The sequence below is a fragment of the Bdellovibrionales bacterium genome, from assembly GCA_018266295.1.
In the GTDB taxonomy this organism is placed as follows: Bacteria; Bdellovibrionota; Bdellovibrionia; order Bdellovibrionales; family Bdellovibrionaceae; genus JACMRP01.
Genome location: JAFEAQ010000004.1, coordinates 599,989 through 626,972 on the forward strand (window position 1 = coordinate 599,989; position 26,984 = coordinate 626,972).

At 46.7% G+C, this 26,984-nt stretch carries 29 protein-coding genes; 21 read left to right on the forward strand and 8 right to left on the reverse strand.

Annotation, left to right across the window (positions count from 1 at the left end; translation table 11 throughout):
- A complete protein-coding gene (locus JSU04_03320) occupies positions 1-744 on the reverse strand; it encodes a DUF4423 domain-containing protein (protein ID MBS1969305.1) in 744 nt (247 codons plus the stop codon).
- A 146-nt stretch (positions 745-890) separates the two neighbouring features.
- Positions 891-1,286, reverse strand: coding sequence for an outer membrane protein assembly factor BamE (gene bamE / locus JSU04_03325; protein ID MBS1969306.1), 396 nt, complete (start codon positions 1,284-1,286; stop codon positions 891-893).
- Positions 1,287-1,879: 593 nt separating this feature from the next.
- Here bamE and JSU04_03330 point away from each other — a divergent pair.
- The 4 genes from JSU04_03330 to JSU04_03345 all read left to right on the forward strand — a co-directional run bounded on the left by JSU04_03330 (position 1,880) and on the right by JSU04_03345 (position 6,086).
- Entirely contained in the window at positions 1,880-2,809 is a 930-nt protein-coding gene (locus JSU04_03330) for a hypothetical protein (GenBank protein MBS1969307.1), read from the forward strand.
- A complete protein-coding gene (locus JSU04_03335) occupies positions 2,806-3,699 on the forward strand; it encodes a hypothetical protein (GenBank protein ID MBS1969308.1) in 894 nt (297 codons plus the stop codon). The genes JSU04_03330 and JSU04_03335 overlap by 4 nt, the downstream gene beginning before the upstream one ends.
- 120 nt (positions 3,700-3,819) lie before the next feature.
- A complete protein-coding gene (locus JSU04_03340; GenBank protein MBS1969309.1) occupies positions 3,820-4,482 on the forward strand; it encodes a hypothetical protein in 663 nt (220 codons plus the stop codon).
- 263 nt (positions 4,483-4,745) lie between these two features.
- The gene (locus JSU04_03345; GenBank protein MBS1969310.1) at positions 4,746-6,086 is read left to right on the forward strand and encodes a hypothetical protein; all 1,341 of its coding nucleotides are present in this window, start codon (positions 4,746-4,748) and stop codon (positions 6,084-6,086) included.
- Positions 6,087-6,104: 18 nt separating this feature from the next.
- Here the strand turns inward: JSU04_03345 and JSU04_03350 are convergent, their stop codons facing one another.
- The 3 genes from JSU04_03350 to JSU04_03360 form a co-directional block, all read right to left on the reverse strand.
- Positions 6,105-8,453, reverse strand: coding sequence for a fatty acid cis/trans isomerase (locus tag JSU04_03350; protein MBS1969311.1), 2,349 nt, complete (start codon positions 8,451-8,453; stop codon positions 6,105-6,107).
- Positions 8,454-8,564: 111 nt separating this feature from the next.
- Positions 8,565-10,049 (reverse strand): long-chain fatty acid--CoA ligase, encoded by a 1,485-nt coding sequence (locus JSU04_03355; GenBank protein MBS1969312.1) that lies wholly within the window; start codon positions 10,047-10,049, stop codon positions 8,565-8,567.
- Positions 10,050-10,061: 12 nt separating this feature from the next.
- Complete coding sequence (locus JSU04_03360) at positions 10,062-11,060, reverse strand: ketoacyl-ACP synthase III (protein MBS1969313.1); 999 nt, start codon at positions 11,058-11,060, stop codon at positions 10,062-10,064.
- A 153-nt stretch (positions 11,061-11,213) separates the two neighbouring features.
- Between JSU04_03360 and fabG the strand changes: the two genes are divergently transcribed.
- The 11 genes from fabG to JSU04_03415 all read left to right on the forward strand — a co-directional run bounded on the left by fabG (position 11,214) and on the right by JSU04_03415 (position 20,436).
- Complete coding sequence (gene fabG / locus JSU04_03365; protein ID MBS1969314.1) at positions 11,214-11,966, forward strand: 3-oxoacyl-ACP reductase FabG; 753 nt, start codon at positions 11,214-11,216, stop codon at positions 11,964-11,966.
- A 19-nt stretch (positions 11,967-11,985) separates the two neighbouring features.
- The gene (locus JSU04_03370; GenBank protein ID MBS1969315.1) at positions 11,986-12,936 is read left to right on the forward strand and encodes an alpha/beta hydrolase; all 951 of its coding nucleotides are present in this window, start codon (positions 11,986-11,988) and stop codon (positions 12,934-12,936) included.
- The gene (locus JSU04_03375) at positions 12,914-13,726 is read left to right on the forward strand and encodes an alpha/beta hydrolase (GenBank protein ID MBS1969316.1); all 813 of its coding nucleotides are present in this window, start codon (positions 12,914-12,916) and stop codon (positions 13,724-13,726) included. Before JSU04_03370 ends, JSU04_03375 begins: the two co-directional genes overlap by 23 nt.
- Positions 13,727-13,889: 163 nt before the next feature.
- Positions 13,890-14,426, forward strand: coding sequence for a cytochrome c (locus JSU04_03380; GenBank protein ID MBS1969317.1), 537 nt, complete (start codon positions 13,890-13,892; stop codon positions 14,424-14,426).
- A 9-nt stretch (positions 14,427-14,435) separates the two neighbouring features.
- On the forward strand, positions 14,436-15,314 hold the full coding sequence (locus JSU04_03385) for an SCO family protein (protein MBS1969318.1): 879 nt from the start codon (positions 14,436-14,438) through the stop codon (positions 15,312-15,314).
- A gap of 6 nt (positions 15,315-15,320) precedes the next feature.
- Entirely contained in the window at positions 15,321-16,277 is a 957-nt protein-coding gene (coxB, locus tag JSU04_03390) for a cytochrome c oxidase subunit II (protein ID MBS1969319.1), read from the forward strand.
- A 10-nt stretch (positions 16,278-16,287) separates the two neighbouring features.
- Positions 16,288-17,883 carry a cytochrome c oxidase subunit I gene (gene ctaD / locus JSU04_03395; GenBank protein MBS1969320.1) on the forward strand — a complete coding sequence of 532 codons (1,596 nt, stop codon included), beginning with the start codon at positions 16,288-16,290 and terminating at the stop codon, positions 17,881-17,883.
- Positions 17,870-18,535 carry a cytochrome c oxidase subunit 3 family protein gene (locus JSU04_03400; protein MBS1969321.1) on the forward strand — a complete coding sequence of 222 codons (666 nt, stop codon included), beginning with the start codon at positions 17,870-17,872 and terminating at the stop codon, positions 18,533-18,535. Before ctaD ends, JSU04_03400 begins: the two co-directional genes overlap by 14 nt.
- Positions 18,536-18,547: 12 nt before the next feature.
- Positions 18,548-18,874 carry a cytochrome C oxidase subunit IV family protein gene (locus JSU04_03405; GenBank protein ID MBS1969322.1) on the forward strand — a complete coding sequence of 109 codons (327 nt, stop codon included), beginning with the start codon at positions 18,548-18,550 and terminating at the stop codon, positions 18,872-18,874.
- Positions 18,875-18,877: 3 nt separating this feature from the next.
- The gene (gene cyoE, locus JSU04_03410; GenBank protein MBS1969323.1) at positions 18,878-19,756 is read left to right on the forward strand and encodes a protoheme IX farnesyltransferase; all 879 of its coding nucleotides are present in this window, start codon (positions 18,878-18,880) and stop codon (positions 19,754-19,756) included.
- Positions 19,757-19,980: 224 nt separating this feature from the next.
- Positions 19,981-20,436 (forward strand): hypothetical protein, encoded by a 456-nt coding sequence (locus JSU04_03415; GenBank protein MBS1969324.1) that lies wholly within the window; start codon positions 19,981-19,983, stop codon positions 20,434-20,436.
- Positions 20,437-20,439: 3 nt separating this feature from the next.
- On the opposite strand, the gene maiA is transcribed toward JSU04_03415, so the two are convergent.
- Positions 20,440-21,099 carry a maleylacetoacetate isomerase gene (gene maiA, locus JSU04_03420; GenBank protein ID MBS1969325.1) on the reverse strand — a complete coding sequence of 220 codons (660 nt, stop codon included), beginning with the start codon at positions 21,097-21,099 and terminating at the stop codon, positions 20,440-20,442.
- 46 nt (positions 21,100-21,145) lie between these two features.
- On the opposite strand from maiA, the gene JSU04_03425 reads away from it, so the two are divergent.
- The 3 genes from JSU04_03425 to JSU04_03435 all read left to right on the forward strand — a co-directional run bounded on the left by JSU04_03425 (position 21,146) and on the right by JSU04_03435 (position 23,500).
- The gene (locus tag JSU04_03425) at positions 21,146-21,892 is read left to right on the forward strand and encodes a hypothetical protein (GenBank protein ID MBS1969326.1); all 747 of its coding nucleotides are present in this window, start codon (positions 21,146-21,148) and stop codon (positions 21,890-21,892) included.
- Positions 21,893-21,954: 62 nt separating this feature from the next.
- Positions 21,955-22,503 carry an outer membrane beta-barrel protein gene (locus tag JSU04_03430; GenBank protein ID MBS1969327.1) on the forward strand — a complete coding sequence of 183 codons (549 nt, stop codon included), beginning with the start codon at positions 21,955-21,957 and terminating at the stop codon, positions 22,501-22,503.
- Positions 22,504-22,513: 10 nt separating this feature from the next.
- Entirely contained in the window at positions 22,514-23,500 is a 987-nt protein-coding gene (locus tag JSU04_03435) for a fumarylacetoacetate hydrolase family protein (GenBank protein ID MBS1969328.1), read from the forward strand.
- A gap of 61 nt (positions 23,501-23,561) precedes the next feature.
- On the opposite strand, the gene JSU04_03440 is transcribed toward JSU04_03435, so the two are convergent.
- Both JSU04_03440 and JSU04_03445 read right to left on the reverse strand, forming a co-directional pair.
- Positions 23,562-24,122, reverse strand: a complete 561-nt coding sequence (locus JSU04_03440; GenBank protein ID MBS1969329.1) for a superoxide dismutase family protein — start codon at positions 24,120-24,122, stop codon at positions 23,562-23,564.
- Positions 24,123-24,170: 48 nt separating this feature from the next.
- Positions 24,171-24,578, reverse strand: coding sequence for an OsmC family protein (locus JSU04_03445; GenBank protein MBS1969330.1), 408 nt, complete (start codon positions 24,576-24,578; stop codon positions 24,171-24,173).
- Between the two features lie 108 nt (positions 24,579-24,686).
- On the opposite strand from JSU04_03445, the gene JSU04_03450 reads away from it, so the two are divergent.
- The 3 genes from JSU04_03450 to JSU04_03460 all read left to right on the forward strand — a co-directional run bounded on the left by JSU04_03450 (position 24,687) and on the right by JSU04_03460 (position 26,917).
- Positions 24,687-25,898 (forward strand): NAD-binding protein, encoded by a 1,212-nt coding sequence (locus tag JSU04_03450; GenBank protein MBS1969331.1) that lies wholly within the window; start codon positions 24,687-24,689, stop codon positions 25,896-25,898.
- Positions 25,879-26,388: a cyclic nucleotide-binding domain-containing protein gene (locus JSU04_03455; GenBank protein MBS1969332.1), complete on the forward strand. Its 510-nt coding sequence runs from the start codon at positions 25,879-25,881 to the stop codon at positions 26,386-26,388. Before JSU04_03450 ends, JSU04_03455 begins: the two co-directional genes overlap by 20 nt.
- 91 nt (positions 26,389-26,479) lie before the next feature.
- The gene (locus tag JSU04_03460) at positions 26,480-26,917 is read left to right on the forward strand and encodes a septal ring lytic transglycosylase RlpA family protein (protein MBS1969333.1); all 438 of its coding nucleotides are present in this window, start codon (positions 26,480-26,482) and stop codon (positions 26,915-26,917) included.
- Positions 26,918-26,984: the final 67 nt, after the last annotated feature.

Sequence of the window (26,984 nt, forward strand, 5' to 3'; positions counted from 1 at the left end):
TTATACTTTCGTGACTGGGAAAAGTTGGATGCTCAGAGTGTAGATCTCTGTTTTGCGTCCAGTTTCTAGATACTTCGTCAGAGAGCGGCGGAATTTTGCAATCTTCGCCCGAGCCGCTTCCATTTTATTTTTATCAATCGCCATTGTCATAGAAGTGACGGTGCGGTCCTTAATGTCCACGTTGTCGAGCTTATCAATAACATTGCTCATCACTTTTTTATGGAAATTACGAATGGCTTGAGCCGGTACATCGCCAGATGTGTAAGTTGAAGTATGAGTGGGTTTCATACGCCCTTTTGCATCGGTCTTGATGTAACCAAGGTTTGTTAAGCTCGCGATGAGGCCCGAGGTTTCTTGTTCCGAAATTCCCAAACGCTGAGAAATGAAACCGATGTCGGAACGGAATGTGCGCGTTTCCATCAAAGAAAGAATGGCCATCGCGTTGGGTGAAAAAACTCTTTCGAAATCGTTCAAGGGGATTTGTTGCCCGCTCAAAGACTTCTTTTTGTAAGTCTTTTCTTGGCGAATGGTTTCGATGAAGGAAAGCGTATCGGTGTTGCTCAAAGCAAGCTTTTCAGAAATGCGATGTCCGAGCTTTTCAGTCAAGTTGCGCTTACCATTGAAGATTTCTGTGAGGCGGCCACTGGGGATTGATAAGTCGCGGGCAAAGGCGCGGATTGAATAATTTGTGTTTCGGGATTTTTTTTCCGTATAAATTTTGAAAAGAAAATCTTTTGAGGTCACTTGTTGTCTCCCTGTTTTGTCAGCTAACTTTTTTCCGAAACACTTATGGGAGCAACGACATATATAAGAAATGTTGTTTAAAATGAACCCGAAAATTGAAACGGGAGCATCAAAAAGTGGAATGGGAGCGGGGCTTTACGTGGATTTTACTGGACTGGCTTAAATGTAGGTACGTAGCGCACCTTGTCAGCGCCGCGGACTTCCTTCTCATAGTTCGAGTAGGCTTGCGGATTCTCTTGATACTTTCGAACAGACTCTTCTTCGATGGCTTTATTGGAAGCTTCGTTTTTCGCATCGACTTGGGCGGCCGTTACTTCGGGCTCCCATTTTTCTCCAACATAGACCGCATTGCCCTCAAAGAATTGAACCTCTTTTTCGTAACGAATTCGGTCTTGATAAAAGATGTATGACCAACGGTCTTTTCCATGGAAGCGCTGGGTGCGCTGAGGGCTTCCCATGACTTCAAGAACGTCGTCTTTTTCCATTCCGATGTGAAGCTTATTGTATTCTTTGAGCATGTTTGTCTGACATGCGGACAAGATGAGGCTGCAACCGACTAATGAAATCGCAAGAATAGATCGCAGCATATGGCACCTCACCCCTTTCATTTATTTTCGCCCGAATCCGCGAAAAAATAAATGGTCGGCTGCCGGAAAACATTTACTTGTCTCAGATTGAGACAAGTTTTGTTAAAACGGATGACATTGTCTCGATCCCTCGATGGGAAGACATCTTGCGGACCAACATTAAGGCAAGCTCGCTCTTAAAAACAACAACGCCGAAGATTTTGGAAAAGGCGCGAAGCTTGAGTGGCAAGAATGAGGCTTTCAATAAATTCATTACGATGCTCGAAATTTTTCTGTGAAACAAAGACACCAGTTGGAAACACTGAATCGTCTCCGAACGGCTCGGACCATAGTTGGAAACTTGAGAAAAAATTGGTGGCACCATTTGGCACCAGATAGCATTTAAATCAGTTAAGAGGTAGACCCCAGAGTATTAGTTCATGAGACCTAGGCCGGAGGTCCCTCGCCTCCGGCCTTTTTTTAGGAAGTCGATGAAGATTAGCAGTTTCAAAAGTCATTTATTAAATGACAAAAGCGGGCTGAGTTTTCATCACCTGAACTCAGAGGGAATGTCGTTAGTCGAAGCCATGGTTTTTCTGGCCATTTTCGCTATCGCCCTCTTGGTTTCGCTTCAATGGTTGCAATCTGTTTATCTCGGCAACACTCGGCTCAATCGTAATACCAGTATCGATAATGCCATGGCTGAAGTGGCGATTGCATTTGGAACGGACGATAAGTATTGCAACTACATCCTGAGTAGTTATGGCAATAATCCGAATCCCGATCCGGAACTGAAGCTGACAATGGCAGACCCTGCAGGCGCCGAAGTGTCGAAAATTGAATTGCATGACGAGAATGGAACGATCCTAGGAGCTGTTCTAAGTGAAGGCAAACCCTTTGATATCAAACAAAATGATCTGATTGTGAAATCGATGAGGCTGAAACCTATCGCGGCAAAAGATCCATTAAACATTATTGCAAAACTCGAATTTACTTTTCAAAAAGGGACCGGCACTAAAATTTCAGAAGCGACGAGATGGATTCCGGTGAACACAACTATTGATCCTGTGACAGGGTTTGTGGCGACTTGCTCGATTGCTGGGGATTCTTTGATGACATTGAAAAGTCGCAACTGCGAGATCGGTAGTGATGGCTATGAACACTATGACGTTTCGACGGATAAGTGTGTTCTGAATGCGAATGTTTTCTGGCACCGAAGCTCTATGAATCCAAAGCAAATTCAATGTCCAGCGGGGAGCCGGCCCGCTGTTTCGATGTTTGATATGACTCCTGAAAATACAATATGTCATTCTGATGGCGGCAGGGGAGTGATTTTAAAAGCTCGCACCTATCAAAGCGGTTATATTTGGAATTCGGACGACGAAATTTCCTATATACCAAGTTATGATCGTGCAACGGCATCGTGTCTATTTACATACGTGGCGGCGGCGAACCCCAACGACTTTGTGCCAGAAATTAAATGTGTAGGGACGCCATGAAGAAAGGTTTTACTTTTGTAGAAATGGTGATCTCGGTCATGCTTGTTACGATGGCGGGCGTACTGATTTCATCGTTTGCTAAAGCGTTAATGGATTCTTTCAGTAAGATTGATAATACACAAGTGCTTCTGGATACGACTCAGCTTGTGCGTATGACTCTTGAAAAAAGTGGCCAATGCCGTTTGAATTTTATCGGTCTGCCGATGACCTTTCCGCAAACGCAAGATACTCAAGTCTCGAAAATTTCCGGCTATGATATAAAAACAAACACTCCGGCGAGTCCTCTTGTCAGCCATGGCCAAGTGATGAGTGGCGCGATTGTTCAGAGCTTAAGCTTGAGACCGCTTCATCAGATTGAAGGCGGTCTTATCATGGCGGAACTTCGTATGGATTTTCACCCGCAGGGTCTCCGTGATCCGGCAGATCAAAGCCAAAATATGATTCGCACAATCCCGATGGTCTTTCGAGTTCAAAGCGGCGCTGTGATAGACTGCTGGATTCGCAACGAAAAAACGAATATGGATGCCGATAATATTTGTCTGCAACTTACCGGCGGAATTTTAAACGCCTTTGATAAAGAGACGGGAAAATGCGGCTTAGCGAATGGGAAATGGATTCGTGGTGATTTGAATTCGGCGAGTTGTCCGTCGGGCGCTTACCTTCCCCCGTTAGCAAGCCCGACAGGAAATTGCTCTTCAGACGCTAACTTCAATGATGAAGCTGCCCAGGAGCCTGTGCACATGAACGATGGCAGTATCATCATGCTAGCGCGAGATCCTGTTCGCTATAATTTCGGCGGGCCCAATACCTGCCTGTGCGATTGGGCAGCGGATCTGTCTCCTGATGAATTAGCTGGCGCTCATTGCATGATCCTTTGTGTTGTTCCGTAGTGCCGTTCATTCCACTCTGACATGCTCTAAAAATATCATTCAGGTAGAGCAGGGTTTTTTGTTTATACTTTAGTCAAGAATTTCGCAGAACGTAATCACGAAACCTTGGCGGTATGTAAGATGAAAAATCAAAAGGGCTCGGCAATTTTATTGGCTATGCCTCTGATTCTGGCTCTCGGTGTAATGGCTGGCAGCTACATGATTTGGTACACTTCTCACGCTCGCCTGCAGATGCGCAATAAGGCTTATGAAAGATCCAGTGCTATTAGTATCAGTCTTAAAATGATTTACTCATCTCGAGCATCATGCAGAGACAACTTAGTGGCAAATGGGTTTGGCACTAGGCTTTCTGATTTAACCCGCCCGGGAGGCGTCAGTTTCATCCGGCCAGGCACCAATGGCGGAGTGGCGAACACGATTCTTATAACCTCCGGCAAAAGCTATGAAGAATTGCAAGTTTTGAAAGTCGAATTTTCTCCACCGCGAACTTTCTTTGCGGGTGAAACATCTTACTTATCCGATTTGCAAGTTTCTTATGAGAATCCAATCACTCAATCCGTACAGACATTCACAATGCCATTCTATTTTGTTGCTGATAGCGCGGGGAATTTAACGGATTGCTTGCTAACGGGCTATGTTCCAGTTGCGGGAACTTCCCAAGCTGCGCACTATCCAGTCACAACGGATGATCTGATTTGCACCCATACCCACAGTGCGGATTACATTTATCTGCCATACAATCAAACCTGCGCGCCACGTGGGGCGTCTGTTTCTCAGAATTAATTAAGCATGCGATCTGTTTTGAGACTTAATTTTGAAATAAAGAAAAATCTTCGTGAGCACTACGGTATACGGACTGGCGTAAGTCTAAATTTTCACTCGCAGAAATTTTGTGGCGCCCGTGGGGCAACATGGGCAGGGTCACTGCTATCATCGATTTCAAGTCACGGTAAGGCGCTCGCTAGTATTCATTGCAAGAATCGAATACTTCGCAAATTTGACAGTACTTCATTCAGACAACGATAATTTATAGAGGGGGGCTCTCTATGAAACGCTCAACGTGGTCGGTCTCGGGATTGGTGATTATCTTCACTTCTTTGGGGCTGATTTACAATGCATGTTCCACCAAGAATTTTGAAATCACAGATGCGCAAACCTCTCTCGATCTTGGCAGTCAATCGGGAAGTGATCCGACAATCACTCGATACATGATCACGAATGGAATTATCAAACTCACTCCGGCGGGAGTTGCAGCGGCTATTCCGTTTACCGGTAGAATCATGATGGTACGAGACACCCTCAAAGGCGTCACTGACGTGTATGTCCATGCGGCGGGATTAAGTGCTTCATCTGCCTATCCTGTGCATGTGCATGACCAAGCTTGTGCTGTCGGCGGTGGTGGACATTATTTGATTAATAAAGAACAGACAGCAACGTCTGAGATGAACGAAGTATGGCCGGCTCTTCAAACAGGTGTCGATGGCAGTGGGTCTGGTTTTAAGAGCGTGAACCATGTCGTTCGTCCTGAAGGGCAGTCGATTGTGATTCATGATCCGACGACGCCTGCGACACGCATAGCATGCGGAAGTTTCGTACCGCAGCTTTCGACTTCTTCGAAATCAGGCAGATTCGCTCTGCTTTCTGCAGGCGTGACTGCGAACTCAACCATTAACGGCAATGCGGTGATCATTCGTAATCCAACATCAAACCAAACTGTCGTGAAAGTAAAAGTCGCGGGTCTTGCTGCGAACACAAATTATCCTGCCCACGTGCATGGTCAATCTTGTGCGAATATGGATGGGGGAGCTCACTATAAGATGAACCCTGCTGTGACTGAGGTAACACCTTCAGTAGCTAATGAACTTTGGGTGCCACTCGCAGCCAATGCGACAGGCTTTGCAGAGTCTCGCATTGAAGTAGATCACGTTGCTGGAGCGGAGGCGCTCTCGATCGTCATTCATGATCCGGTGACTCCGGCAAATCGCTTGGCTTGCGTGGATCTCATCACCGACGGTGGCTTTGTTAGTACGGATGTTGGTTTGCAACGGGGAAGAAACGTCCTTGGCAGCGGCAAGCTTGAACGTAAAGCCAATGGGACTACAGTCGCTTCGGTGGCGCTCTCAGGTCTTTTGCCAAATACAGCTTACACGGGACATGTGCATGATCGTCCATGCCACATCTCAGGCGGCGGCGGTCACTACAAACTGGATTATAGCAATGCACTCGCAGTTGAAAGTAACGAGATCTGGATTCGCGTTATAACGGATGCGAGCGGTTCTGGTAGCGGCAGTACGATGAGCCAAGCGATAGCGCGGCCCGAAGCTCAGTCGATCGTGATTCACGATCCAACGGATGGCGGACGCATTGCTTGTATGGATCTCTACTAGTAGCGACTTTATCAGTCGCTACTTTGTCCAGACGTCATAGTGAGTATAATCAATCACGCCGCCATTAAGGCCCATACGGCGTTTTAAGAAAGATTGGATTTGATCCGAGAACACCCAGAAGTAAGGATTGTTTCGCGCAAGTCCCCAGCGACCCAGTGTCGCTTTCCAGCCCGTTTCATCTTGTGATCCACGCAAGCTTTGCGCGAAATTCTGAATATCGTTTTCATCCACGATGAAGAAGTAATTTGGATAGCTTGTCGCTAACTCTGGCAGAATCATCAAATCGTCATTCTCTGGAGTGCGCTGCTTGTCTTCAAACAGCAGAGAGCCTTCGCTGCGAAATTTCTTATTCTTCACCATCGTGTAGATCTGACGAACTTGTCCTTTGGATTGAACTACCAGCAAAGACGTGTCCGGCAGGTGTCGAACCCACGAGTTCGCGCCACTGGCATTCGGCACGGACAAAGTTGAAAGCGTGTATTCCACGGGATTTAAATTGGGTTTGCTCCAGAGCGCTGTCGGGAAGGTCATGCTTTTCCAGTTGATAGGATCTGGATAGCGCTGAACCATAAACGGCAGTCGCTCCGTCAAAATGCGCTGATACATTTGCGCGCGTGCGGCTTCAGGTTGAGAGGCTCCGTCAAGGCGAACTTGCGATGGATAGCTATTCGGAATTGGCTTATCGATGAGCTTCTTTTCAAGCGACGCCAGCAACGTCGGCGAGTACCAGTTTTTAACGATCGGAGGACGCAATTCTGGCGGAAAGAAATCCAAGAAGTTGTTTTCACCTTCCATACGAATCATGCCCATATAAACACGTGTATGAAGTTGGTGGGTGATATTTCCATAGACATCAAAGCCCACGACAAGATTATAAACTAAGCGTTCAAACAAGCCATAATCCAAAACATAAGCAGAGTGAGCGGCGTCTCCACGGGGTCCCTTGAGAACATAGGAGTTGTCGTTGTGACGAAGAACCGTCAGTACGCTATTTTCGTTTCTGCCATCGCCATTCCAAAGATTATTGAGCGAGAGCCCCTGTGGGTAGTTCTTCTTAATCGCTTCAGCGCGAAGCAAACGATACTGATTGCGAAGAGCAGGATATTTTTTGAAGTAGCCTGCAATGCCTGACAACTTACCGTCACTGCCTTGTTCAGCTGGGACGACGAGTAACTGCTTCGAAGCTTCGCGGAATTCAGGATCCTTTACTAATAGATCTGAAGCTGGGTCCATGAAGAACACATAGAATTGGTCATCGATGGAGTTTACGGCTTGTGTCCCGTTGCAAACAGGCCCTTTGATAAAAGTCGCAACATGGTATTGTGAATCTTCTAGTAAAAACTGGAAGCGCGCCTTTGTCGGAATCGCTTCAAAAGTCAGGAATGGATTTGCTGACTCTTTTGGGTCATAAGAAGGCATTCTTGAAACTTTCCATGGTTCTGAAAAGAAATTTCTTTTCATCCACTGGAGTTTTGCTTCGTTCATTAAGTAAGGCAGATGCGTTTTTTCTACGATCGTCTGCATGAGCGGCTTAAAGCAGTAGTAAAAATTCTCCGTTCCGGGCGGATCATTCGGTCGTCGTGTTGCAATTTCAGAGAGGCTTTCGGAGCAAGAAGTTTTACTGCGAATCAAGCGGAAGAATTGTTTTGGATCATTTGAGAAATGCACGTGGGCTAAGAACAAGTGTTCATACAGGTAGCGCGACACCAAACGTGATTCTGGAGATGTCTCATTCAGGAAAGTCTGCCATGAATTAATATTCTTCGATTCATCCGCAGTGATGTCTACCTGACTAGGAACAGAGCCAGGCGCACCTCTTTGAATCCAGCCTAAGAGCAACTGGCTTTCGTTGTCAGTCAAAGCCGGTAAGCCATATGGCATCGCGACGACTGGTTGGTCTGCGGTAGAGGCACAAACAGGCGCCATCTCCGATGGAGGAGGAAAATTCGCACCTTCGGCATGTTTTTCAAGAAGCGTTCTTGCGAATTGTCCAAGGTAAGGATTCGTTGGATTTACAACAGACGTGAAAGACTTCTGTCGCCAAGCTTGTTCAGAATCCGCATCGATATCTAAACGTGTGGGTTGAATAGAGGCCTTGCGAGAGGCATCGTAAACTTTTGCGAGCGTCGTTCCGCGCTCAAAACCAGAATAGCTAGTTAAGTTCAGCTGACAGGGAGCATTGTTGCACGAGTGACAGACGACGCAGCGATTGTCGAAAGTGCGTTGGATTTCAGAGGTCCGCGTATTTTGCTCAGGAAATGTGTTGGATGCGAGCGTCGTTTCTTGCGTGGGAACAGAATGATAATATGAATAGACGCCGAAAAGTGCGAAGACAGCAAATCCAATTGCTAACGAAGCTCGTTTCACAATTCCTCCATTGATAAATCTTAAAGATTTATCGGCTACTTAGAGGGTGAAATGGAGTCGAAACTGTCCCGCGCTGGAGGACGCGAAGAGGTCCTGGATCAATGTCCGGGGTTAGTTAGAAACCGTTGCCTCAGCGAGCTTGCGTTTGAGGATTTTTCCGCTATCGCCTTTAGGCAATTCGTTGAGGAAAACAAAAAACTTAGGAATTTTGAACTTCGCGAGGTTTTTAAGGCAGTGAACATGTAAGTCCTCGGCGGAAAGGTCTGGGCGGTCTTTTACGACAAATGCTTTACCGACCTCGCCCCATTTTTCATCCGGGACGCCAATCACAGCAACTTCGCGGACTCCTGGAAGAGTGCGGATCACTTGTTCTAGTTCTGGCGGGTAAACATTTTCTCCACCGCTGATGTACATGTCTTTCTTGCGGCCAACGACGTACACAAAACCTTCTTCATCACGACGAACGAGATCGCCGGTATGAAGCCAGCCATTTTTGATCGTTTCACGAGTGGCCTTTTCATTACGCCAGTAACCCGCCATGCACATCGGGCCTTTCAGCACCAATTCGCCGACTTCGTTTGCCGCGACTTCATTGCCGTCGTTATCAACGACGCGGATTTCAATATAGAAGTTAGGAAAGCCGATTGAGCCGATTTTTCTTAAGGCATCTTCTTCATTCAAAGAAAATACATTCGGGCCGAACTCGGTCAGTCCATAGCCCTGACGAACCGGAATACCTTTGTTATCCCAGATCTTAATCAATGGAATCGGCATCGGTTCGCCGCCGCAGATCGCGTAGCGAATGGCTGAGATATCAATATTCTCAAACAGCGGCGAGCGCGCCATCATATCCATTGTCGTAGGGACACCAAATAAGATCGTGGCTTTTTCACTCGAAGAAAGCTCGAGGATTTTGTCGCCGTCGAATTTTTTTAGAAGAACGATCGTACCGCCGCGATGAAGAATCGGAGTGGTCAAAACATTCCAGCCACCGGTGTGGAAGAATGGGAGGAAAATCACCGTGCAGTCGTTTTGCGACAGATTCAGTCGCATCGTTGTATTGATGGAGTTCCAGAAAATCATTTCGTGGGTCAGCACAGCCCCCTTCGGAGCCCCCGTGGTGCCGGATGTGTAAAGAATCATCACGGGGTCTGAAGGAGAACCCAAAAAGCTCTCGTCGAGTCGTTCATCAGAGGGGATCCTAGAACTTAACAAAGCTTTCTGGGTTATTTTTTTATTTTCAAATAACTGAGCAGCGAGATCCGCAAACGCTTCTTGATAAACAAGCAGAGCCGGTTCGCTGTCGCTCACGATGTGTTCCACCTCACGGTAAGTCAGGCGGAAGTTCACCGGAACTAAAATCGCGCCCAAGCGTTGGGCCGCGAAGAATAAAACCACATAGTCGAGATCGTTATGAGAGATCGCAGCAATGCGGTCATTTTTCTGAATGCCATATTGAGTGCGAAGCTCGTGGGCTTTTGCAAGAGATGCTTGATAGAGTTGGCTATAAGCTAAAGCGCGGCCAGTCTCGCCATCTTTAAGGGCGATTTTTCCGGGAGAATACTGATTCCAGCGCTTCAGCCAATCTAATTCCATGAGCATCCTCTACTATGTATTGTAGCCCCATTCAAGTGCGAGGGCTGCCATCGACATTCCTCCGCCAGAACCTAAAAGAACTACAAGGTCGCCCTTCTTCATTTTGTGATCATGAGCCGCATCCGCCAGAGCCATACCAATAGAAGCACTGCCGGTGTATCCGAAGCGATCCATAATATAGTGGGCCTTGTCGCGAGAAACCTCGAGACGATCCATTGTTTCGTAAATACTCTGAACGTTAAATTGTGTAATGAAGAAGTGAGAAACATCTTGGGGGCGCTTATCCATACGCTCGAGCAAAGTTTTCGTCAGGCGTGGCCAATGAATGCCATTTGTTTCAGGTGGAATGCGTTTCGGAAATGCCAAAAGGTGTTTCTTTGAATGCAAAACATCTTCGTTCACAGGAATCGCAGAACCACCGGCATAGATCCCCATGTAGTCATGGTATTGGCCGTCAGTATAAAGTTCGCTGGTGATAAAGCCCGCAGTGTCTTTCGCCGGCTGAAGAACCGCAGCACCAGCGCCGTCGGCGAACAACGAAGCAATCTTATAGTCATCGAAGTTAAGGTACTTACTCATTGCGTACGCGCCGACAACAAGGATGTTTTGATATTTAGAATCGCTCGCGATGTACTTGCTGGCGATATCGCAGCCGGTAACAAAGCCCGCGCAAGCAGTGTTGATGTCGAATGTGCCGGCCTTCGCTGCCCCCATGCGATATTGGACAACGGAAGCAGTTGAAGGAGAAAGATAATCAGGAGTGTCTGTTGACACAATAATAAGATCGAGATCTTTCGCAGTGATGCCGGCATTTTTCAGGGCTTCTTCAGCGGCAGGAATAATGAGGTCGGAGGTAGTTTGATCTGATTTCATCCAACGACGTTCGCGAATGTTTCTGTTTTCTGCGAGGAAAGTGCCGATGTCTTTCTTATAGAGATCATTGAAGTATTGATTTGTAACAACACGTTCAGGCGCATACATACCCGTGCCGGCAATCGTTGCTTTTCTCATAGAATTATTCCTTTCAAACCGAATCTTGTAAGACGATGTACAAATCTTTTTTTGACTTTGGCAAGAAGTAAAATCTAGAGCTTTTACTCAAAACGCAGAGTGAAAAAATCAAATTTGTTGACCGGGCATTTTGCCCGGGAGATATCAGCACTCATGACAAACTTAAGTTTTAACTTTAAAAATAAATCCGCGATCGTTACTGGAGGAGCTTCTGGTATCGGTTTTCAAATCACAAAATCTTTCCTCACCGCAGGCGCCAATGTCAGCGTGTGGGATTACTCCGACAATGCTCTTGCGCAAGCCAAAGCAGAGCTCGGTCAGTTCGCAAGTCAACTTCACTTCACTAAAGTAGATGTGGGTAACAGAGACTCTTGCGCACAAGCAGCGTCTTCTGTTCCTTGGGCTGTGGATATCTTGGTGAATAACGCCGGAATCACCCGCGACAAATCTTTTGCGAAGATGACGGGTGAAGAGTGGGATGCTGTGATCAACACAAACCTCACGGGTTTGTTCAATGTCACAAAATCTGTTTTTGAAAAATTCAATGCAGCGTCTGCTCATAAGCGCATCGTGAATATTTCGAGCGTCGTTGCGCTCTATGGAAATTTTGGTCAAACGAACTACGTCGCTGCCAAAGCGGGTGTTATTGGAATGACCAAAACATGGGGTAAAGAATTTGCGCGTAAAGGTTTTACAGTGAATGCGATTGCGCCTGGCTTTATCAAAACGGCCATGACACAAGCCATGCCGAAAGAAGTTTTGGAGCAAATGGCTGCAAAAGTTCCTTCGCAACGTATGGGTGAAGTCGATGACATCGCAAACACTGTTTTGTTCCTTTCTTCTGAACAAGCAACATACATCAACGGGACTGTGATCAGCGTTGATGGCGGTCTAGTGATCGGTTAACTCTGAGGGGAGTTTGATTATGAAAGTAGTGGTCGGTATTTTTTCGTTTCTATTAGTGTTGATGATTTCTGGTTTCGCATTCGCGACCAGCAATGCAGAAAACTTCAAAGGCGAGACTTTCAAAGGATTCATTAAAATCCGCGAGGGCCGCGAGCTCTTTGTAGATTACGTTAAACCTGAAGCCGGCCAGCCTACGCTGATCATTCTCAATGGCCTTACTTACAGTACTGTTCAATGGAATCGCTTCGTCGATGAAATTAGCAAACGCGGTGTGGGTCTTCTTCGTTATGACATGTTTGGAATGGGGCAGACTTTGTTGAAGTATGCTCCGGCGACAGAGATGATCTCTTATCAAGATCAAGCAGAAGACCTGAAAAAGCTTTTGACCGTGATGAAGTTGAAGGGTCCATATAACTTTGTGGGTCTTTCTTATGGCGGCGGCATTGGTCTCGCGTACTCCTTCGTTTACCCACAAGATATTAAGAACCTCATCTTAATGGCGCCCTACACGGAGCCACTCGAAGGACAATATAAATGGATCATGTCGCAGATCTGGGCGACTCGCCAAATCTATCCATACAATCCCGCATCTGATGATGAGCTCTATGATTACTTCTTGCATCAGATCGTGTACGCGACTTATCCGCAGGCAGAGCCTGTGGTGTTGCAGAACCCATTCATCCTTGAAGGTGTCTTCAGAATGGTTCAAGGCATTCGTAAGTTCCGTCCGGTGGATTTGACCAAACAAATTCCTGCGACAACTCACTTGATGATTGCGGAGTACGACCAATACATCCCACGCAACGTCCTTAATAACTTCTGGGACAAAGTTCCGGCAGCTTCAAAAGGAACTTGCGTGATCGTGAAAAACTCTGAACACAAAATTCCGGAGGCAATGCCGGCTTTTGCAGCGAAATGGGTTTACGACATTCTTCAAGGAACGAATCATGCCTCTTCTAAATGTCAATGATGGTACAGGCTTTCAGCTAAACTACGAGGTTCACCCGGGCCTCGTTCCCGAAACCACACTTTTCATCCACGGTAATTTGGCGTCCAATCGCTGGTGGCAGCCTTCTCATGAGTTTTGGCAGGCTCAAGCTCGCGCGAAAAACTATGCAGGGTCTTTGATTTATGCTGAATTCCGCGGTTGCGGTAAGAGCTCGGCTCCAAAAAATGATTCTGAAGTCGACATGCACCGTTTTGCGAACGACTTTATTGCTCTTGTTAAAGATCTCAATGTCGGTCCGGTTCACTTGGTGGGCCACTCCACGGGTGGTTTGATCGCAGCTTTGATGATGACGAAAGCTCCGGAGCTTTTCAAAAAGGCAGTCTTTTTGGACCCGGTAGGGGCGACAGGGGTTCAATTTGATAACTCGATGATCGCCGCGTTTGAGCAAATGAAAATTGATAGAGACCTCGTGGGCACGGTGATGCACTCGACGATCTGGCAGAATAATAAAGAGTCCGATTTCTTTAAAAATGTGGTGGTGGAGGATGCGTTCCATGCGGTGAAATCCGTAGGACACCTTGTGTTAAAGGCCCTTGATGGCCTCGATTCGCGCCAAACCATTGCTAAAATCACACACCCAGTCCTTGTTTTGCACGGGGAGCACGACAAACTCTTGCCCATGCAGGATTCCGAGGCGATGGCGGGCTTGATGAAAAATGCCCAATTTAAGGTCATTCACGGCCAGGGGCATTGCGCGAATGTCGAAGCGCCAGAAAAATTTGTCAGACTGGCGCAGGAGTTTTTGTTCTGAGAATTAGTCTCAGTCCAAAAGTGCCGACCAATAATACAACGCGATAAGACACCGTAAGGATTGGCATAAATTCTTGCGAGCACTTTCTTTTTACGCTAGTAATCAATGATACAAATGTGAAAACCAATTGATTACAAATCGTCCCTCTGGGGAGTGCAGTTCTATGTCTGAATCTAGAGATGAATACAATCGCGGTGGAATGAATGCCTTTATTTTCTCAATGGTGTTCGTTTGCTTATTTTTTATCTACATCGTTGCGATCCATCCGGGTGTGAACCTCGGTGAGAAAGTCGTTGATCCAAATGCAGTGGCTGCTGCTTCTGGCGAACCGGCTTTCGATATCACAACCGTGAAAGAGCCTTGGGTTAAGGACGATAAAGTTATTGCTTACGGCGCAAAACTCTTCGCTACGAACTGTGCTATGTGCCACGGTAACGAAGGTAAGGGTGATGGCCCTGCAGGACAAGGTTTGAACCCAAAACCACGTAATATGGTTGAAGGCAAATGGACTCAAGGCGGCGGCATGACCGATCACTTTAAAGTAGTTACTAACGGTATCCCAGGGTCTTCGATGGCGGCTTTCGGTCACTTCAAAGTTGCGGACCGTTGGGCTTTGGTTCAATTCATCGAATCTATCACTACAAACAAATCCAAAGATTCTCCTGAAAAGGTTGCAGAGTTCGCAAAAACTGCGAAATAGGGAAGCATGATGAAGCTCGGTCGTTGGAACACGCAGAAGAGAGTTCAAGGAGTCGCGGTGGCGGCTCTTTTTGCGCTTTTGTTTGCGCCAATGGCACATGCGTCTTACGAACCTAAACCGGCTGAAATGTTGGCGGGTGAACAGGCCAAAGAACTTCAAGGTGTTGGTATCGATGAAAAGATCGGTTCAAACATTGACCTGAATCTGACTTTTAAAGATGAAAACGGCGAAACTGTGACCCTGGCTAAATACATTAACGGTAGCCACATTCCCGTGATCATCAGCCCTGTCTATTATAGTTGCCCGGGTCTTTGCAATTTCCACCTTAACGGTCTGACTGATGCTTTGAAGCTGATGGACTGGAGCGTGGGCGATAAATTCAAAGTTGTTGCAATCAGCTTTGACGCTAAAGAAACTCCGGATCTCGCGCTCAAGAAAAAAGCCTCTTATATGAAAGTCTATGACCGCGCTGGAACAGAAGGCGGCTGGAGTTTCCTTACGGGCGACGAGGCAAATATTAAAGCTCTTACTTCTGCTGTCGGCTTCAAGTTTAAATGGAACGAAGAAGCCAAAGAGTGGGCTCACGCATCGGCGGCGATCGTGGTCACTCCAGACGGTAAAATCTCACGTTATTTGCCAGGGATCATGTTTGATCCTAAAGACGTGAAGCTTGCGATTAACGAAGCTTCAAACGGTAAAATGGGAACCTTTGTTGATAACTTGGTTCTTTATTGTTTTCAGTACAATCCGCATCAGAGCAAATACACCCTGTACGCTTTCAATATCATGAAGCTAGGCGGGGCGCTGATGGTTCTGGTGTTGGCTTTATGGTTATTGCCGATTTGGGTTCGCTCACGTAGAGCGGGTTCAAAAGTGGCGAGGAGTTGAGGTTTCATGATGTGGTTTAATTTAGCACAGGCACAGTCCTTTATGCCTACGGAAGGAACGAAGATTGCGACTCAAGTCGACAATCTCTATGCATTCCTTCTTTTGGCGAGTTTCGTATCGTGTGTCATCCTCATTGGTGGGATGGTCTACTTTGTATGGAAATACAGACGTAAGACAAACAACGATAAAACCGCCTATATCACTCACAATACATTCTTGGAGTTCTTGTGGTCATTCATTCCACTTGTGATCTTCTTGGGCGTATTCGGTTGGGGCTGGTATATTTACCATGATATGCGTTCTATGCCGACAGATGCGTTGGAAGTTCACGTATTTGGTAAGCAATGGGCTTGGGAATTCGAATATAAGTCAGGTGTTAAGACTGGTAACATGATCGTTGTTCCTGTGAACAAAGACGTGAAGCTCATCATGACTTCTAAAGATGTTATCCACAGCTTCTACATCCCATCTTTCCGTATCAAGCAAGACGTGGTTCCGGGCCGTTACACGGCTTTGTGGTTCAATGCTGATAAATTGGGTGAATTCCACGTGTTCTGCGCAGAATTCTGCGGAACTCAGCACTCTGGCATGTTGGCGACTTTGAAAGTTGTTCCACAAGCTGAATACGATGCTTGGTTGGAAGAAGAATCTCAGGTCGGTACTTTGCCATTGGCTAAACGTGGTGAAAAACTCTTCTCTGTGAAAGCCTGCGCATCTTGCCACTCTGTTGCTGATGCTTCTACTAAAGTAGGTCCTTCTCTTTGGAAAAAATTTGCTACCTCTGAGCATATCGAGGGTGAGCCGGATGTGAGCGTTGATGAAAACTACATTCGCGAATCTATCTTGAATCCAAATGCGAAGATCGTAAAAGGCTTCCCGAAAGGGGTTATGCCTACGTTCCAAGGTCAATTGAGCGAAACCGAGCTTAATGCACTCATCGAGTACATTAAGACGTTGAAATAAGGAGGGCACGATGGCAAATGCAGCAGCCCACGGTAGTGATAAAAATTATCTAAATGAAACCAGCGGTATTTGGTCTTGGTTAACAACTTTGGACCACAAACGTATCGGTATCATGTACTTCGTTACAGTTATGTTCTTCTTCTTGTTGGGTGGAATCATGGCTCTCTTGATCCGTTTGGAGTTGATGACTCCAGGCCCGACGATCATGACAGCTGACACTTACAATCAAGTCATGACTTACCACGGGGCCATCATGGTCTTCATGGTGATCATCCCGGGAATTCCGGCTATCTTAGGGAACTTCTTCCTGCCGATTCATATCGGTGCAAAGGACGTGGCCTTCCCGAAACTGAACCTTCTTTCTTGGTACTGCTTGATGGCGGGTGCTCTTCTAGCCTTCTCGACTCTGTTCACACACAAAATCGATACTGGTTGGACGTTCTACACTCCTTACTCTATTAAGACTGGAACTTCCGTTGTAACAATGGTGATCGCGGCCTTCATCATGGGTATGTCATCCATTTTGACAGGTTTGAACTTCATCGCGACTGTACATAAGCTCCGTGCTCCTGGCATGACGATGTACCGTATCCCACTCTTTGTTTGGGCGCTTTATTCAACAGCGATCCTTCAGGTTTTGGCGACTCCGGTTTTGGGTATCACGTTGTTGCTCCTTACTATGGAACGCACTTTCGGTGTTGGTATCTTTGATCCAGCATTGGGCGGTGACCCGGTCTTGTTCCAGCATTTCTTCTGGTTCTACTCGCATCCTGCGGTTTACATCATGATCTTGCCTGCAATGGGGATTGTGTCTGAAGTGATCGCGACGTTCTCTCGCAAGACAATCTTCGGTTACACAGCGATTGCATACTCTTCATTGGGTATTGCGGGCGTTTCCTTCTTCGTATGGGGCCATCACATGTTTGTGTCTGGTCAATCTGCGACAGCGGGTATCTTGTTCTCTTTCATCACGATGCTCGTAGGTGTTCCTACGGCGATCAAAATGTTCAACTGGATCGCAACTATGTACAAAGGCTCTGTGCAAATGCAGTCGCCAATGTTGTTCGCGTTGGGCTTCTTGTTCTTGTTCGCCATCGGTGGTGTGACAGGGATCATGTTGGCAGTTTTGCCAATCGACGTTCACTTCCATGATACTTACTTCGTTGTAGCCCATTTCCACTACGTAATGGTGGGTGGTACTTTGATGGCGATCATGGGGGGTTTCTACTACTGGTTCCCGAAAATGTTCGGAAAGATGTACAACGAAGTAACAGCTCGTTTGTCTTTCGTGTTCATCTTCATCGGGTTCAACGTGACGTTCTTCCCTCAATTCGTTTTGGGTGCGATGGGTATGCCACGTCGTTATTTCGACTACATTCCGGCGTATCATTCTTTGAACGCGATTTCGACTGTGGGATCTTGGTTGATCGCTACAGGTTTCTTGATTGGATTGTACACAATCATCAATGGTTTGACGAAAGGTGAGAAAGCTCCGATGAATCCTTGGGGAGGTAAAACTCTCGAGTGGACAACGGCATCTCCTCCGCCTCACTTCAACTTTGATGTAGAACCAGTTATTACAGCGGGGCCATATGAGTACAGATAGTCACTCAGCACACGGACACGAACATCATTTTGCTCATCACTTCAGAAGTGCTGAGCATGAGTACCTCACGAGCAAAGAAGGCATCTGGTTATTCATGGTAACTGAGATCCTCATGTTCGGTGGTCTTTTCGTTGGATATTCTATCTTCCATAACATCTATCCTGAGATGTTTGCTGAAGGTGCGAAGTCCCTCGATTGGAAGATGGGCTTCACGAACACTTTGGTTCTGATCTTCTCTTCTTTGACAATGGCTTTGGGTATCTACTTCTTGCAGAAGAACCAAGCGAAAAAAGCGGCGATGTCTTTGGCGATCACCATCCTTTGCGGTGCGATCTTCATGGTCATCAAGTACTTCGAATACACGCATAAGTTCCACTTGGGTCTTTTCCCGGGTCGTTTCTTGGACGTGGCGAAAGTCGGCGCTCAGCATGCGAACCTTGGTATGTACTTCGGTTTCTATTACTGCATGACGGGCCTTCACGGGATCCACGTTCTTTTGGGAATGGGTTTGATCTCTTGGGTTCTTTTCAGAACTGTTCGTGGCGACTTTAACTCGAACTATTATACAGCGGTTGAAGGTGTTGGTATCTTCTGGCACATCGTCGACTTGATCTGGATTTTCTTGTTCCCATTACTTTACTTGGTTGGATAGGAGAGGATTGCAATGGCAAATTCACATGACGACAGTCAGGGACATCACATCACTCCGTTTGCTACCTACTTGAAAGTTGCGGGCGCTTTGTTCGCTCTCACTTTCTTGACGGTCATTGCTCACCACTTTAACCAACAGTTGGGCGCTTTGGCGGCTCCGGTTGCGTTCTTGATCGCAACTGTAAAAGCAGTTTTGGTTATGTTGTGGTTCATGCACTTAAAATACGACAGTGTTATCAACCGTGTGATCTTCGGCGCAGGATTCTTCTTCTTGGCGTTGTTGCTTGCGTTTAGCGGTTTGGATATCTGGACACGTGTTGTAGAGACCAGCACGTTGTAAGCTGTGCTTCGTATTTACGCGGATCTTACTAAGTTTGGCATAGTCATCTTCGTCCTTCTTTCTGGACTGGCTGGCTATGCCACTAGCTTTCAAATTGAGACCGCATTCGACTGGCATCATTTTCTTAAGTTTGTTGCTGGTTTGTACTTCCTGAGCTCCGGCAGCTTGGCTTTAAACCAAGTTCAAGAATGGAAGCTCGATCAAAAAATGCCCCGCACATCGAAACGTCCGATCGCCGCTGGAAAACTAAAACCAGCTGCGGCGGGTATTTTGGCGTTTGCTTTGCTTTTCGTTGGTGTGAACTGGCTCTTCCAGACGTCGCCGACAGCAGGTTGGGTGGGATTGTTCACGGTGATTTTCTACAACGTGATCTACACGATGTACTTAAAACCGAAGTGGATCTATGCCGCCGTTCCGGGTGCAATCCCAGGAGCTTTACCAGTAACCATCGGTTATGCAGCCAACGCTGCAGATATTTTTAATTCTGAATCTGTGTATTTGTTCTTAATCATGTTCCTGTGGCAGATGCCGCACTTCTGGACTTTGGCGATCAAGTTCAAAGACGATTACGCCAAGGGCGGAGTTCCGGTTTTGCCGGCAGCCCTCGGAATGGATACAACTCTTTATCAAATTGGTTTGTACACAATCTTGTATGTGGCAGTGGCTTTAGCTTCGCCATGGTTTGTGCATTCAAGTTGGATTTATCTTTTGGTCTGCTTGCCGTTTGCTTTTAAGGTGATGCAGGAATTTATTCGTTTTTACCGCTCTAAAGGAACTGAGCGCTGGTTTGCGTTCTTCATGTGGACCAACATCAGCATGCTGGTCTTCCTTTTCGTTCCAGTCATCGACAAATGGAACTTCCTCTTCATCGGCCGTAACTAGGAAAAGGTACCAGGTCGCTTTTCCGGATCATCTTTTATATATGAGATTTGGTGGGTGGGTGTAGCTCCGCAGGTCTTTCTACATCCTGTAATCGGGGCTACTGCCCCGAACCCCGTAGAGCTCGGCCATCGTGGCCGACCTCCTAGTGTATTTTGGGGAAGAAAAGGGCTGTGGATGTTTTAAATCACACATGACTTTTTCTTTGAATCTATTAGTCTTTCAGTATGAGTAAATTAAATGTAGTTTTTATGACAATTTTATTGCCGCTGGTTGTGGGGTGCGACGGCTTTTATCGAGTGAGGAAGGATGTAGAGATTGCATCTATCCCAGAAAAAGCCTGTATCGAAGATTCGATAGCCGAGAGTTTCAAATTTGCTTCCGTTAGAAATTGTAAAATCGTTGGTGTGTCTGTTTGGTATGTCGCATTTGGCTTTAGCGAAATGGACCATCAGCATTACAGGGCAAAGATTGCTGAACATGTAACTGCTGATGGAAAGCGCTCTCTAGAAATGACTTCTTCAGGATTAACCTCACCCTTAACTAATGATGTCTACTTAGGCGTGAAAGCTCGTTTTGATACCTTAGAATCACTTCTTGAAAAGAAGTGTGGTGTAACCCTGAAACAAAGCGTTGAGGTCGAGGAAATGAATAAACGAATTTCGCAGACCCCTAACTGCTAGGGGCTACTTGATCTTCATTTCTTCGGGGCAGTCCGGCTGTCTGAATGGATGGGCTTTGGCGAAGGCTTCGAGTTTTTGACAGTTGTTGAAGACTTTTGTGATGGTTGCGTATTTTTCGGTGTTGGTTTTGAAGCGTTGGCAAGTGATGACCTGCGGGACGATGAAGACATCGGCCATTGTCACTTGGTCGCCGAAGCTGTAGGTGCCGGCGAATTGCTCGAGGTTTTTTTCAAGGGCATCGAGTCCGCGGTAGGCCCACTCTTGGAACCATTCTTCTTTTTGCTCTTGGTTGTAGCCTTTGGCTTTTTCTAGGTAGCTGAGAACTCTTAAGTTCCCCATCGGGTGCATGGATGAGTTTACGATTTCACAGACTTGGCGGACGCGGGCGCGAGTGTAGAGATCTTTGGGCAGAAGGGCTGGGTTTGGGTAAAGCTCTTCAAGATACTCGATGATTGCGTAGGAGTCTGGAATGACTTTTCCGTTGTGAATAAGTGAAGGTACTCCGCCGATCGGGTTTAGTTTTTTGTATTCAGGGCTTTGTTGTTCATTCTTGAGAAGGTTCACAGCCTTATATTCATAGTTGAGGCCCTTTAAGTTCATTGCGATACGGGCGCGGAAGGATGTCGAGCTACGAAAATAGTTGTGTAAAATAAATTCTGCCATAATCTGATAACACTACTAGATATCCAGCGAGTCAAAGGTGATTGCGATGATGAATGCACTGAATAGATCCACTCAGATCTTCACAAAACTGATGTACGTCAATGGCTCGGTACTTTTTTCCATGAGCTTGCAAAGACTGGTTTTGTTTCTAATCGTGGTACGTCATTGGCTTTTTGGTGCGGATGGACTGACGATTGCCATGAGCTTTATTACCGGGGCGCGATTTGATCTTTGCGTTTTGGGCTTCATGAATCTACCGGTTCTGTTCATTGTTTGGATTCTCAGTACAGATAAGGTTGCCAATAACACCAACAAACTTGTTCAATTCATTCGTCGTTGGATACTCTGGATATACTTTGGCGTGACTACTCTGATTATCCATGTTCTTGGTTTGCTGGATCTCATGTTCTTTACGGCGAATAGCCATCGTTGGACTTACTATGATTGGCAAGCTAGCGGTTTGGGTTTTGTCGGTAAAGTTGCGTCCGCGTGGGGTGGTTTGTTCACTTTTGGCGTTATTATGTTGTTCATTGTGCTGTGGCTTTTTCGCAGCATCTTTACATTGTATAAGGTTCAGCTCAATTCTGTGTCGCTCGAGAAACTGAAATTCAGTGAGTCGAAACTGGCTTTGGTCGTGATGGGCGTGCTCCTTCCGCTTTTTATTACAGCTCTGGCGGCTCGTGGGACTTGGACTGCGCATCATATTAACATTGAGCATTCAGAAGTCAGTGGTGTTCAGGCCCTGAATCAAATGACATTAAGCCCGGTATGGGCCTTTGATAAAAAGTTTTAAATTCATTCAAGTTATGAAAGAATGAGCCTCAAACGCTCCCTATTGGAGCAGAAGAGGTATCTATGTTTCAGAAGCTCGCAGTTTTTACAACAGCATTAGTGGCTCTTGTTTCTTTGAATGCATCCGCACAATTCATGGGCGTTGAGTTGGGTGTTCGCCAGCAATCTGCTGATGCGGTGGCAGCCGGTGTCTCTACCAGCACTGAGATGGCTTACCAATTTGGTTTGGTGGGCGCGTTCCCTATGACTGAGACTTTCTTGTTCCGCTCTGGCTTCTTGTACACACAAAGACCGGTGACTGCAAAGTCAGGTGGTACTACTTATAAATACACCTACAACTACTTTGACATCCCATTGACTGTTCTTTGGAAGATGAATGACTTCGGTGGAGTCTACGGCGGTGTGAATGTTGCTTTGGCAGCATCGGCTGATTGTGATAACTGTGCTACTTCGCCGTCTAAAAAGGGCGCAATGCCGGTTGTAATCGGGGGCTCTTTCAAATTCGCACCTAACTTCGGTGTTGATGTTTACTACGAAGCCATCGGTAAAATCGGTGAAGACTTCGAAAAAGGCTCTGCGGTTGGCGCGAACCTTTTGGTTACTTTTGACTAAGGATTAGATCATGAAGCTTGGTTCTCTAAAATCTACGAAATCTCTTGATGGGGAACTTGTTGTTGTCAGTCGTGATAACAAGAAAGCTGTAAAGGTTCCTCAGATTGCTCCTTCTCTGCGTGAGGCCGTTGAAAAATGGTCTCACGTTGAAGCTAGCCTGAAACAAGTTTCAGACGATCTGAATGCAGGAAAAGTTGCGGGCGCCTTTGATGTGAAAGAGTCGGATTTCCATTCGGCTCTTCCGCGCACTTGGCTCTTTGCCGATGGTTCTGCGTTCATTCATCATATCAAACTCGTTCGCATGGCTCGTAAGGCGGAGTTGCCTGCAACTTTGTCGACGGTTCCTTTGATGTATCAAGGGGAGTGCGGCGGGTTCTTGGCCCCGACGGAAGATATCCCGCAAGTGGATTTCTCGCACGGGACGGATTTCGAAGGTGAAGTCGGTGTGATCACGGACTTCGTTCCGATGAGCATTACTCCGGAAGAGGCGTTAAAGAAAATCCGCCTGTTTGTTTTGATCAATGACGTTTCTCTGCGTGGTTTGATTCCTGAAGAGTTGGCGCAGGGCTTTGGTTTCTTCCAAAGTAAGCCGGCATCAGCATTGTCGCCTTTTGCGGTGACAGCGGATGAGTTAGGCGAGGCTTGGAAAGACGGCCGTATTCACCTGCCACTTGAAGTGAATTACAATGGCGCGTTCTTTGGTAAAGCCAATGCGAAGGACATGTTTTTCCATTTTGGTCAGTTGATTGCGCACGCAGCGAAGACTCGTAACTTGGCGGCGGGCTCAGTGATCGGAAGCGGGACTGTCTCTAATGAAGATATGACGATGGGTTCTAGCTGCTTGGCTGAGAAACGCACGCTGGAGCAAATTCACGAAGGCAAGATCACAACGCCGTTCATGAAAGACGGGGATACCGTTGAAATGAAAATGAAGAATGCTCGCGGTGAAAATATCTTTGGAACGATCTTCCAAAAAGTTCGTTCAACGAAGAAGTAAGTTTTAAAGTATTAAGAGAGAAAAAGAGAAGCTCCTCTGGGATCCAGAGGAGCTTTTTCGTTTATGGTTTAAGTGGCTCGATCACGCCGCAAGCCCAACGGCCACCGGCATTACCAGTTGGTGGAGTTTTCATATCATCCGCTTTTTCATGAATAATTACTGCTTTGCCGATGATGCCTTCTGGGCCACCGAGTGCAACGCCGCTCAACTCGATGTTGAGTTTTGCTTTGCCTTTAGAGTCCGCAGTGATGTTACCCATATCGCCAGAGTGCTTTTCTGCCGCATCTGGAGCGCCATGAGCCTTGTGACCTGGATTGAAATGACCGCCAGCTGATGTGAAATCCGCAGCACTGCAATCGCCAGTTTCATGAATGTGGAAACCATGAGGGCCTGGCTTTAGGCCTTCGATCATAGCTTCGACTTTCACTTTGTCGCCTTCTTGAGTGAAATGCACGATGCCTTTCACTTTTTGTTTTTTAGCAGGCTTCAGCGTTGCCTGAGCCGACATTGGTGGTGGCGGCGGAGGCGGAGCTGGTGGCTCTGGTGGTGGCGGTGGTGGTTTACTTGCGCAAGCTGCGCAAAGGGCTACTGTGATGATGGATGTGTATAAAAGGTTTTTCATAAACAAAACGCTAGTACATTTATCCATCAAGCACAAGTGACATTCACACTACAAAGTGTAATGAAACTGCATTGGTAATTGCATATCCGGATGCAGGCTCTTTTTCACTGGGCAAGTTGCCGCCGTGTTTTCCAGTTTTTGTCTGTAAGTGTCTTCAATATTTTTCGGCATGAAAACATTGATTGTCAGTTTACCGATGCGGCGTGGATTCAAAACCATTTCTTTTTCAACCGTGGTGTAAGAACCTTTGAGGCTCACGCCATCTTTTTCAGCCATGATGGCCATCACCGTGAGAATGCAGCTGCCAGTTGCGGCTGCCACAAGGTCTGTAGGAGAGAATAACTCGCCTCGACCATTGTTATCCTTGGGTGCATCTGTTGCGATTGTAGATTGAGAAGGGCCGTGTTCGATTTCACAGTGTTTGTCGCCTTCGTACTTTGCAGTCACTTTTACCATAGAATTTCCTTAATTTTGGCGGTTCACGACTTTTGCTGAGTCTAGCTGGTCTTTACAGGATTCACAAGGCTCGATCATCATAAGAGTACGGGATTGTTGGGGAAGTTTGTGAAAAAGCTGCAGAAAATATTGCGTCAAAGCCGAGCTGTTTTACTCGCTCATCCATTTTTAGTGGCGACAACTTTTTTCCTTATAATATGGCTCGGTAACGCGTACATCGTTTATCTCTGTGAGCAAGGCGTTCAAGGTTCAAACATTACCAGCTATACAGATTCACTGTGGTGGGAAATTGTCACGATGCTCACTGTGGGGTACGGCGATCGTTATCCCGTCACTCAATGGGGCCGCGTTGCGGGCTCCGTCAGTATGTTTTCCGGTGTGGCGGCGACAGCTATCATCACTGCAAAAATTTCCTCAGTATTTTTAGAAATTGCACTCAGAGACAGGAGGGGACTCGTGGATAGCGATGCTCTCAAGAACCATTACATTATCTGCGGCTGGAAAAACGAAATGCACAGCCTTCTGACTCACATCTTGGATTCAAATCCAGGATTGCCTGCATCAAAAATTATTCTTGTGAATAACGTGGCAGATACAGACATCGAGTCTCTGCATGAGTTTCCGAAATTGAAAAATGTGAAGATCATTCACGGAGAATTCTTCTCGGCTGATGTGTTGAAACGTGCAGCTCCAGAGAAAGCGGCCAAGATTTTGATTTTGGCGGATGCGACTCCGAATGCTCGCGGTGGAATTCCGACGGTGACGGAGGCAGATGCTCGCACGATCATGACGGCGATGTCTTTGAATAACATCGCGAAGGGTGTGCCGGTCGCCGCAGAAATACTTGATGCGGATATGGCGCAATATCTGAAGCTTGCGCATGTGCATGAGATTATCTATAGCCGCGATTACTCTCGTTTGTTGCTGGCGATGGCTTCTACAGGTACGGGTCTCACAAATATTTTCCATGACCTTTTAAATCCGCATGGCGATTTTTCAATTGGCACGCGTGAGCTTCCTGACGAAGCCATGAATCAGTCTTACGGAAAATTGCGCGAGATCTTTCATGCGAAACATCCTGAGATGACTTTGCTAGGTGTGCTTGAAAACTCTGGCAATGGTCACAAAGCTAAGGAATTGGCTTTGCGTAAAGCGCAGCTGACTCCGAATGTGACTCAGCTTGTGAAGAACCTGCAAGGCGTGAAAGATCTTCGTTTCAATCGTCCGGTGTTTTCGCCGAAGGATGATTACGTGATTGGCGAAGGTGCTATGGCGATTGTTATTCGTAGCCGAGGTAATAATGAATCCATCGACGTCTAATGCTCCGTCTCATCATGTTTTGGCGAATGTGACTTTGTTTCAAGACATCAAGCACCTGCCCGAAGCCCTGAATGGCTTTGAGCGCATCATGAAGCCGGTGAAGTTCACCAAAGGCCACACGCTGATTCAGCAAGGCGATGCAGGTCATGAGTTCTTCGTTTTACTTCGCGGGCAAGTTAGTGTCGAGAAGCTGACGACAGAAGGTGATCGCTATAAGGTTGCTGTTTTGAATGGCGATCATCACGCCGCTTTCGGTGAAGGTGGTTTGATCGAAGGTGAAGCGCGTTCGGCGACTGTGACTTGTGACTCCGAAGTTGAATGCTTAGTGCTTCATCGTGAGGAGTTCAATCAGTTCGCAGTGGAACAGCCGCATTTTGCTTTACCAGTTGTGAAGCGTATTGCACTGATCCTGATGAATCGTCTGAATCAAACGAGCAACGATCTGATGTTGTTGCATAAAGCACTCATGAGCGAGATCCGCTCGAGCTAACTTCTTAAAACTGACGAAGTTTTTGACGAACTTCGACCGACGTCCAGGAAAAAACTCAACTCGAACCTCTCACGACCGATAAGAAAAGGGTATGAGAGGCTTCGTCGCAATGACACTTTTCATGGCGCTTTTCTTCGGCGTGGGTTCGGTGACTCACGCGAAGTCTTCTCGTTCAAAGACAACTCACTCACAGAGCAAGAAAACCAAAAAGAAAAAAGGTCAGCGCGGAACTGCTTCGTGGTACGGAGCGAATCACCAAGGTAAGCGCACCGCGAGCGGTGAGAAGTTTAATATGAATGCACTCACGGCGGCTCATAGAACTTTGCCGATGGGCTCGATGGTTAAAGTGAAAAGTCTCACGACTGGAAAAGCTGTCACTGTTCGAATCAATGATCGCGGTCCTTTTGCGAAAGGACGAATCATCGACGTATCAAAAGCAGCGGCACAGAAATTAGGTTTCATCAGTCGCGGCACTGACAAAGTTGAAATCACTGTTGTCTCCTCTCCGCGCAAACCTGCTTCAAGATAAAGCCCTTTTTACCCCGGCGCTTCGAAGTTTGTTTCTCTTTAGAAAAAAACGTAACCAACTTTTTTTG

Excerpts from the sequence above, each read along its gene's own strand:
- JSU04_03330 (MBS1969307.1), top strand. The coding sequence starts at position 1,880 with ATGTCGTTAGTCGAAGCCATGGTTTTTCTGGCCATTTTCGCTATCGCC.
- coxB (MBS1969319.1), top strand. The coding sequence starts at position 15,321 with ATGATGTGGTTTAATTTAGCACAGGCACAGTCCTTTATGCCTACGGAA.
- JSU04_03430 (MBS1969327.1), top strand. The coding sequence starts at position 21,955 with ATGTTTCAGAAGCTCGCAGTTTTTACAACAGCATTAGTGGCTCTTGTT.
- ctaD (MBS1969320.1), top strand. The coding sequence starts at position 16,288 with ATGGCAAATGCAGCAGCCCACGGTAGTGATAAAAATTATCTAAATGAA.
- JSU04_03380 (MBS1969317.1), top strand. The coding sequence starts at position 13,890 with ATGTCTGAATCTAGAGATGAATACAATCGCGGTGGAATGAATGCCTTT.
- JSU04_03370 (MBS1969315.1), top strand. The coding sequence starts at position 11,986 with ATGAAAGTAGTGGTCGGTATTTTTTCGTTTCTATTAGTGTTGATGATT.
- JSU04_03460 (MBS1969333.1), top strand. The coding sequence starts at position 26,480 with ATGAGAGGCTTCGTCGCAATGACACTTTTCATGGCGCTTTTCTTCGGC.
- JSU04_03455 (MBS1969332.1), top strand. The coding sequence starts at position 25,879 with ATGAATCCATCGACGTCTAATGCTCCGTCTCATCATGTTTTGGCGAAT.
- maiA (MBS1969325.1), bottom strand. The coding sequence starts at position 21,099 with ATGGCAGAATTTATTTTACACAACTATTTTCGTAGCTCGACATCCTTC.
- JSU04_03335 (MBS1969308.1), top strand. The coding sequence starts at position 2,806 with ATGAAGAAAGGTTTTACTTTTGTAGAAATGGTGATCTCGGTCATGCTT.
- JSU04_03445 (MBS1969330.1), bottom strand. The coding sequence starts at position 24,578 with ATGGTAAAAGTGACTGCAAAGTACGAAGGCGACAAACACTGTGAAATC.
- JSU04_03440 (MBS1969329.1), bottom strand. The coding sequence starts at position 24,122 with ATGAAAAACCTTTTATACACATCCATCATCACAGTAGCCCTTTGCGCA.
- JSU04_03355 (MBS1969312.1), bottom strand. The coding sequence starts at position 10,049 with ATGGAATTAGATTGGCTGAAGCGCTGGAATCAGTATTCTCCCGGAAAA.
- JSU04_03360 (MBS1969313.1), bottom strand. The coding sequence starts at position 11,060 with ATGAGAAAAGCAACGATTGCCGGCACGGGTATGTATGCGCCTGAACGT.
- JSU04_03405 (MBS1969322.1), top strand. The coding sequence starts at position 18,548 with ATGGCAAATTCACATGACGACAGTCAGGGACATCACATCACTCCGTTT.
- JSU04_03400 (MBS1969321.1), top strand. The coding sequence starts at position 17,870 with ATGAGTACAGATAGTCACTCAGCACACGGACACGAACATCATTTTGCT.
- JSU04_03375 (MBS1969316.1), top strand. The coding sequence starts at position 12,914 with ATGCCTCTTCTAAATGTCAATGATGGTACAGGCTTTCAGCTAAACTAC.
- fabG (MBS1969314.1), top strand. The coding sequence starts at position 11,214 with ATGACAAACTTAAGTTTTAACTTTAAAAATAAATCCGCGATCGTTACT.
- JSU04_03385 (MBS1969318.1), top strand. The coding sequence starts at position 14,436 with ATGAAGCTCGGTCGTTGGAACACGCAGAAGAGAGTTCAAGGAGTCGCG.
- JSU04_03425 (MBS1969326.1), top strand. The coding sequence starts at position 21,146 with ATGATGAATGCACTGAATAGATCCACTCAGATCTTCACAAAACTGATG.
- JSU04_03345 (MBS1969310.1), top strand. The coding sequence starts at position 4,746 with ATGAAACGCTCAACGTGGTCGGTCTCGGGATTGGTGATTATCTTCACT.
- JSU04_03340 (MBS1969309.1), top strand. The coding sequence starts at position 3,820 with ATGAAAAATCAAAAGGGCTCGGCAATTTTATTGGCTATGCCTCTGATT.
- JSU04_03415 (MBS1969324.1), top strand. The coding sequence starts at position 19,981 with ATGAGTAAATTAAATGTAGTTTTTATGACAATTTTATTGCCGCTGGTT.
- JSU04_03435 (MBS1969328.1), top strand. The coding sequence starts at position 22,514 with ATGAAGCTTGGTTCTCTAAAATCTACGAAATCTCTTGATGGGGAACTT.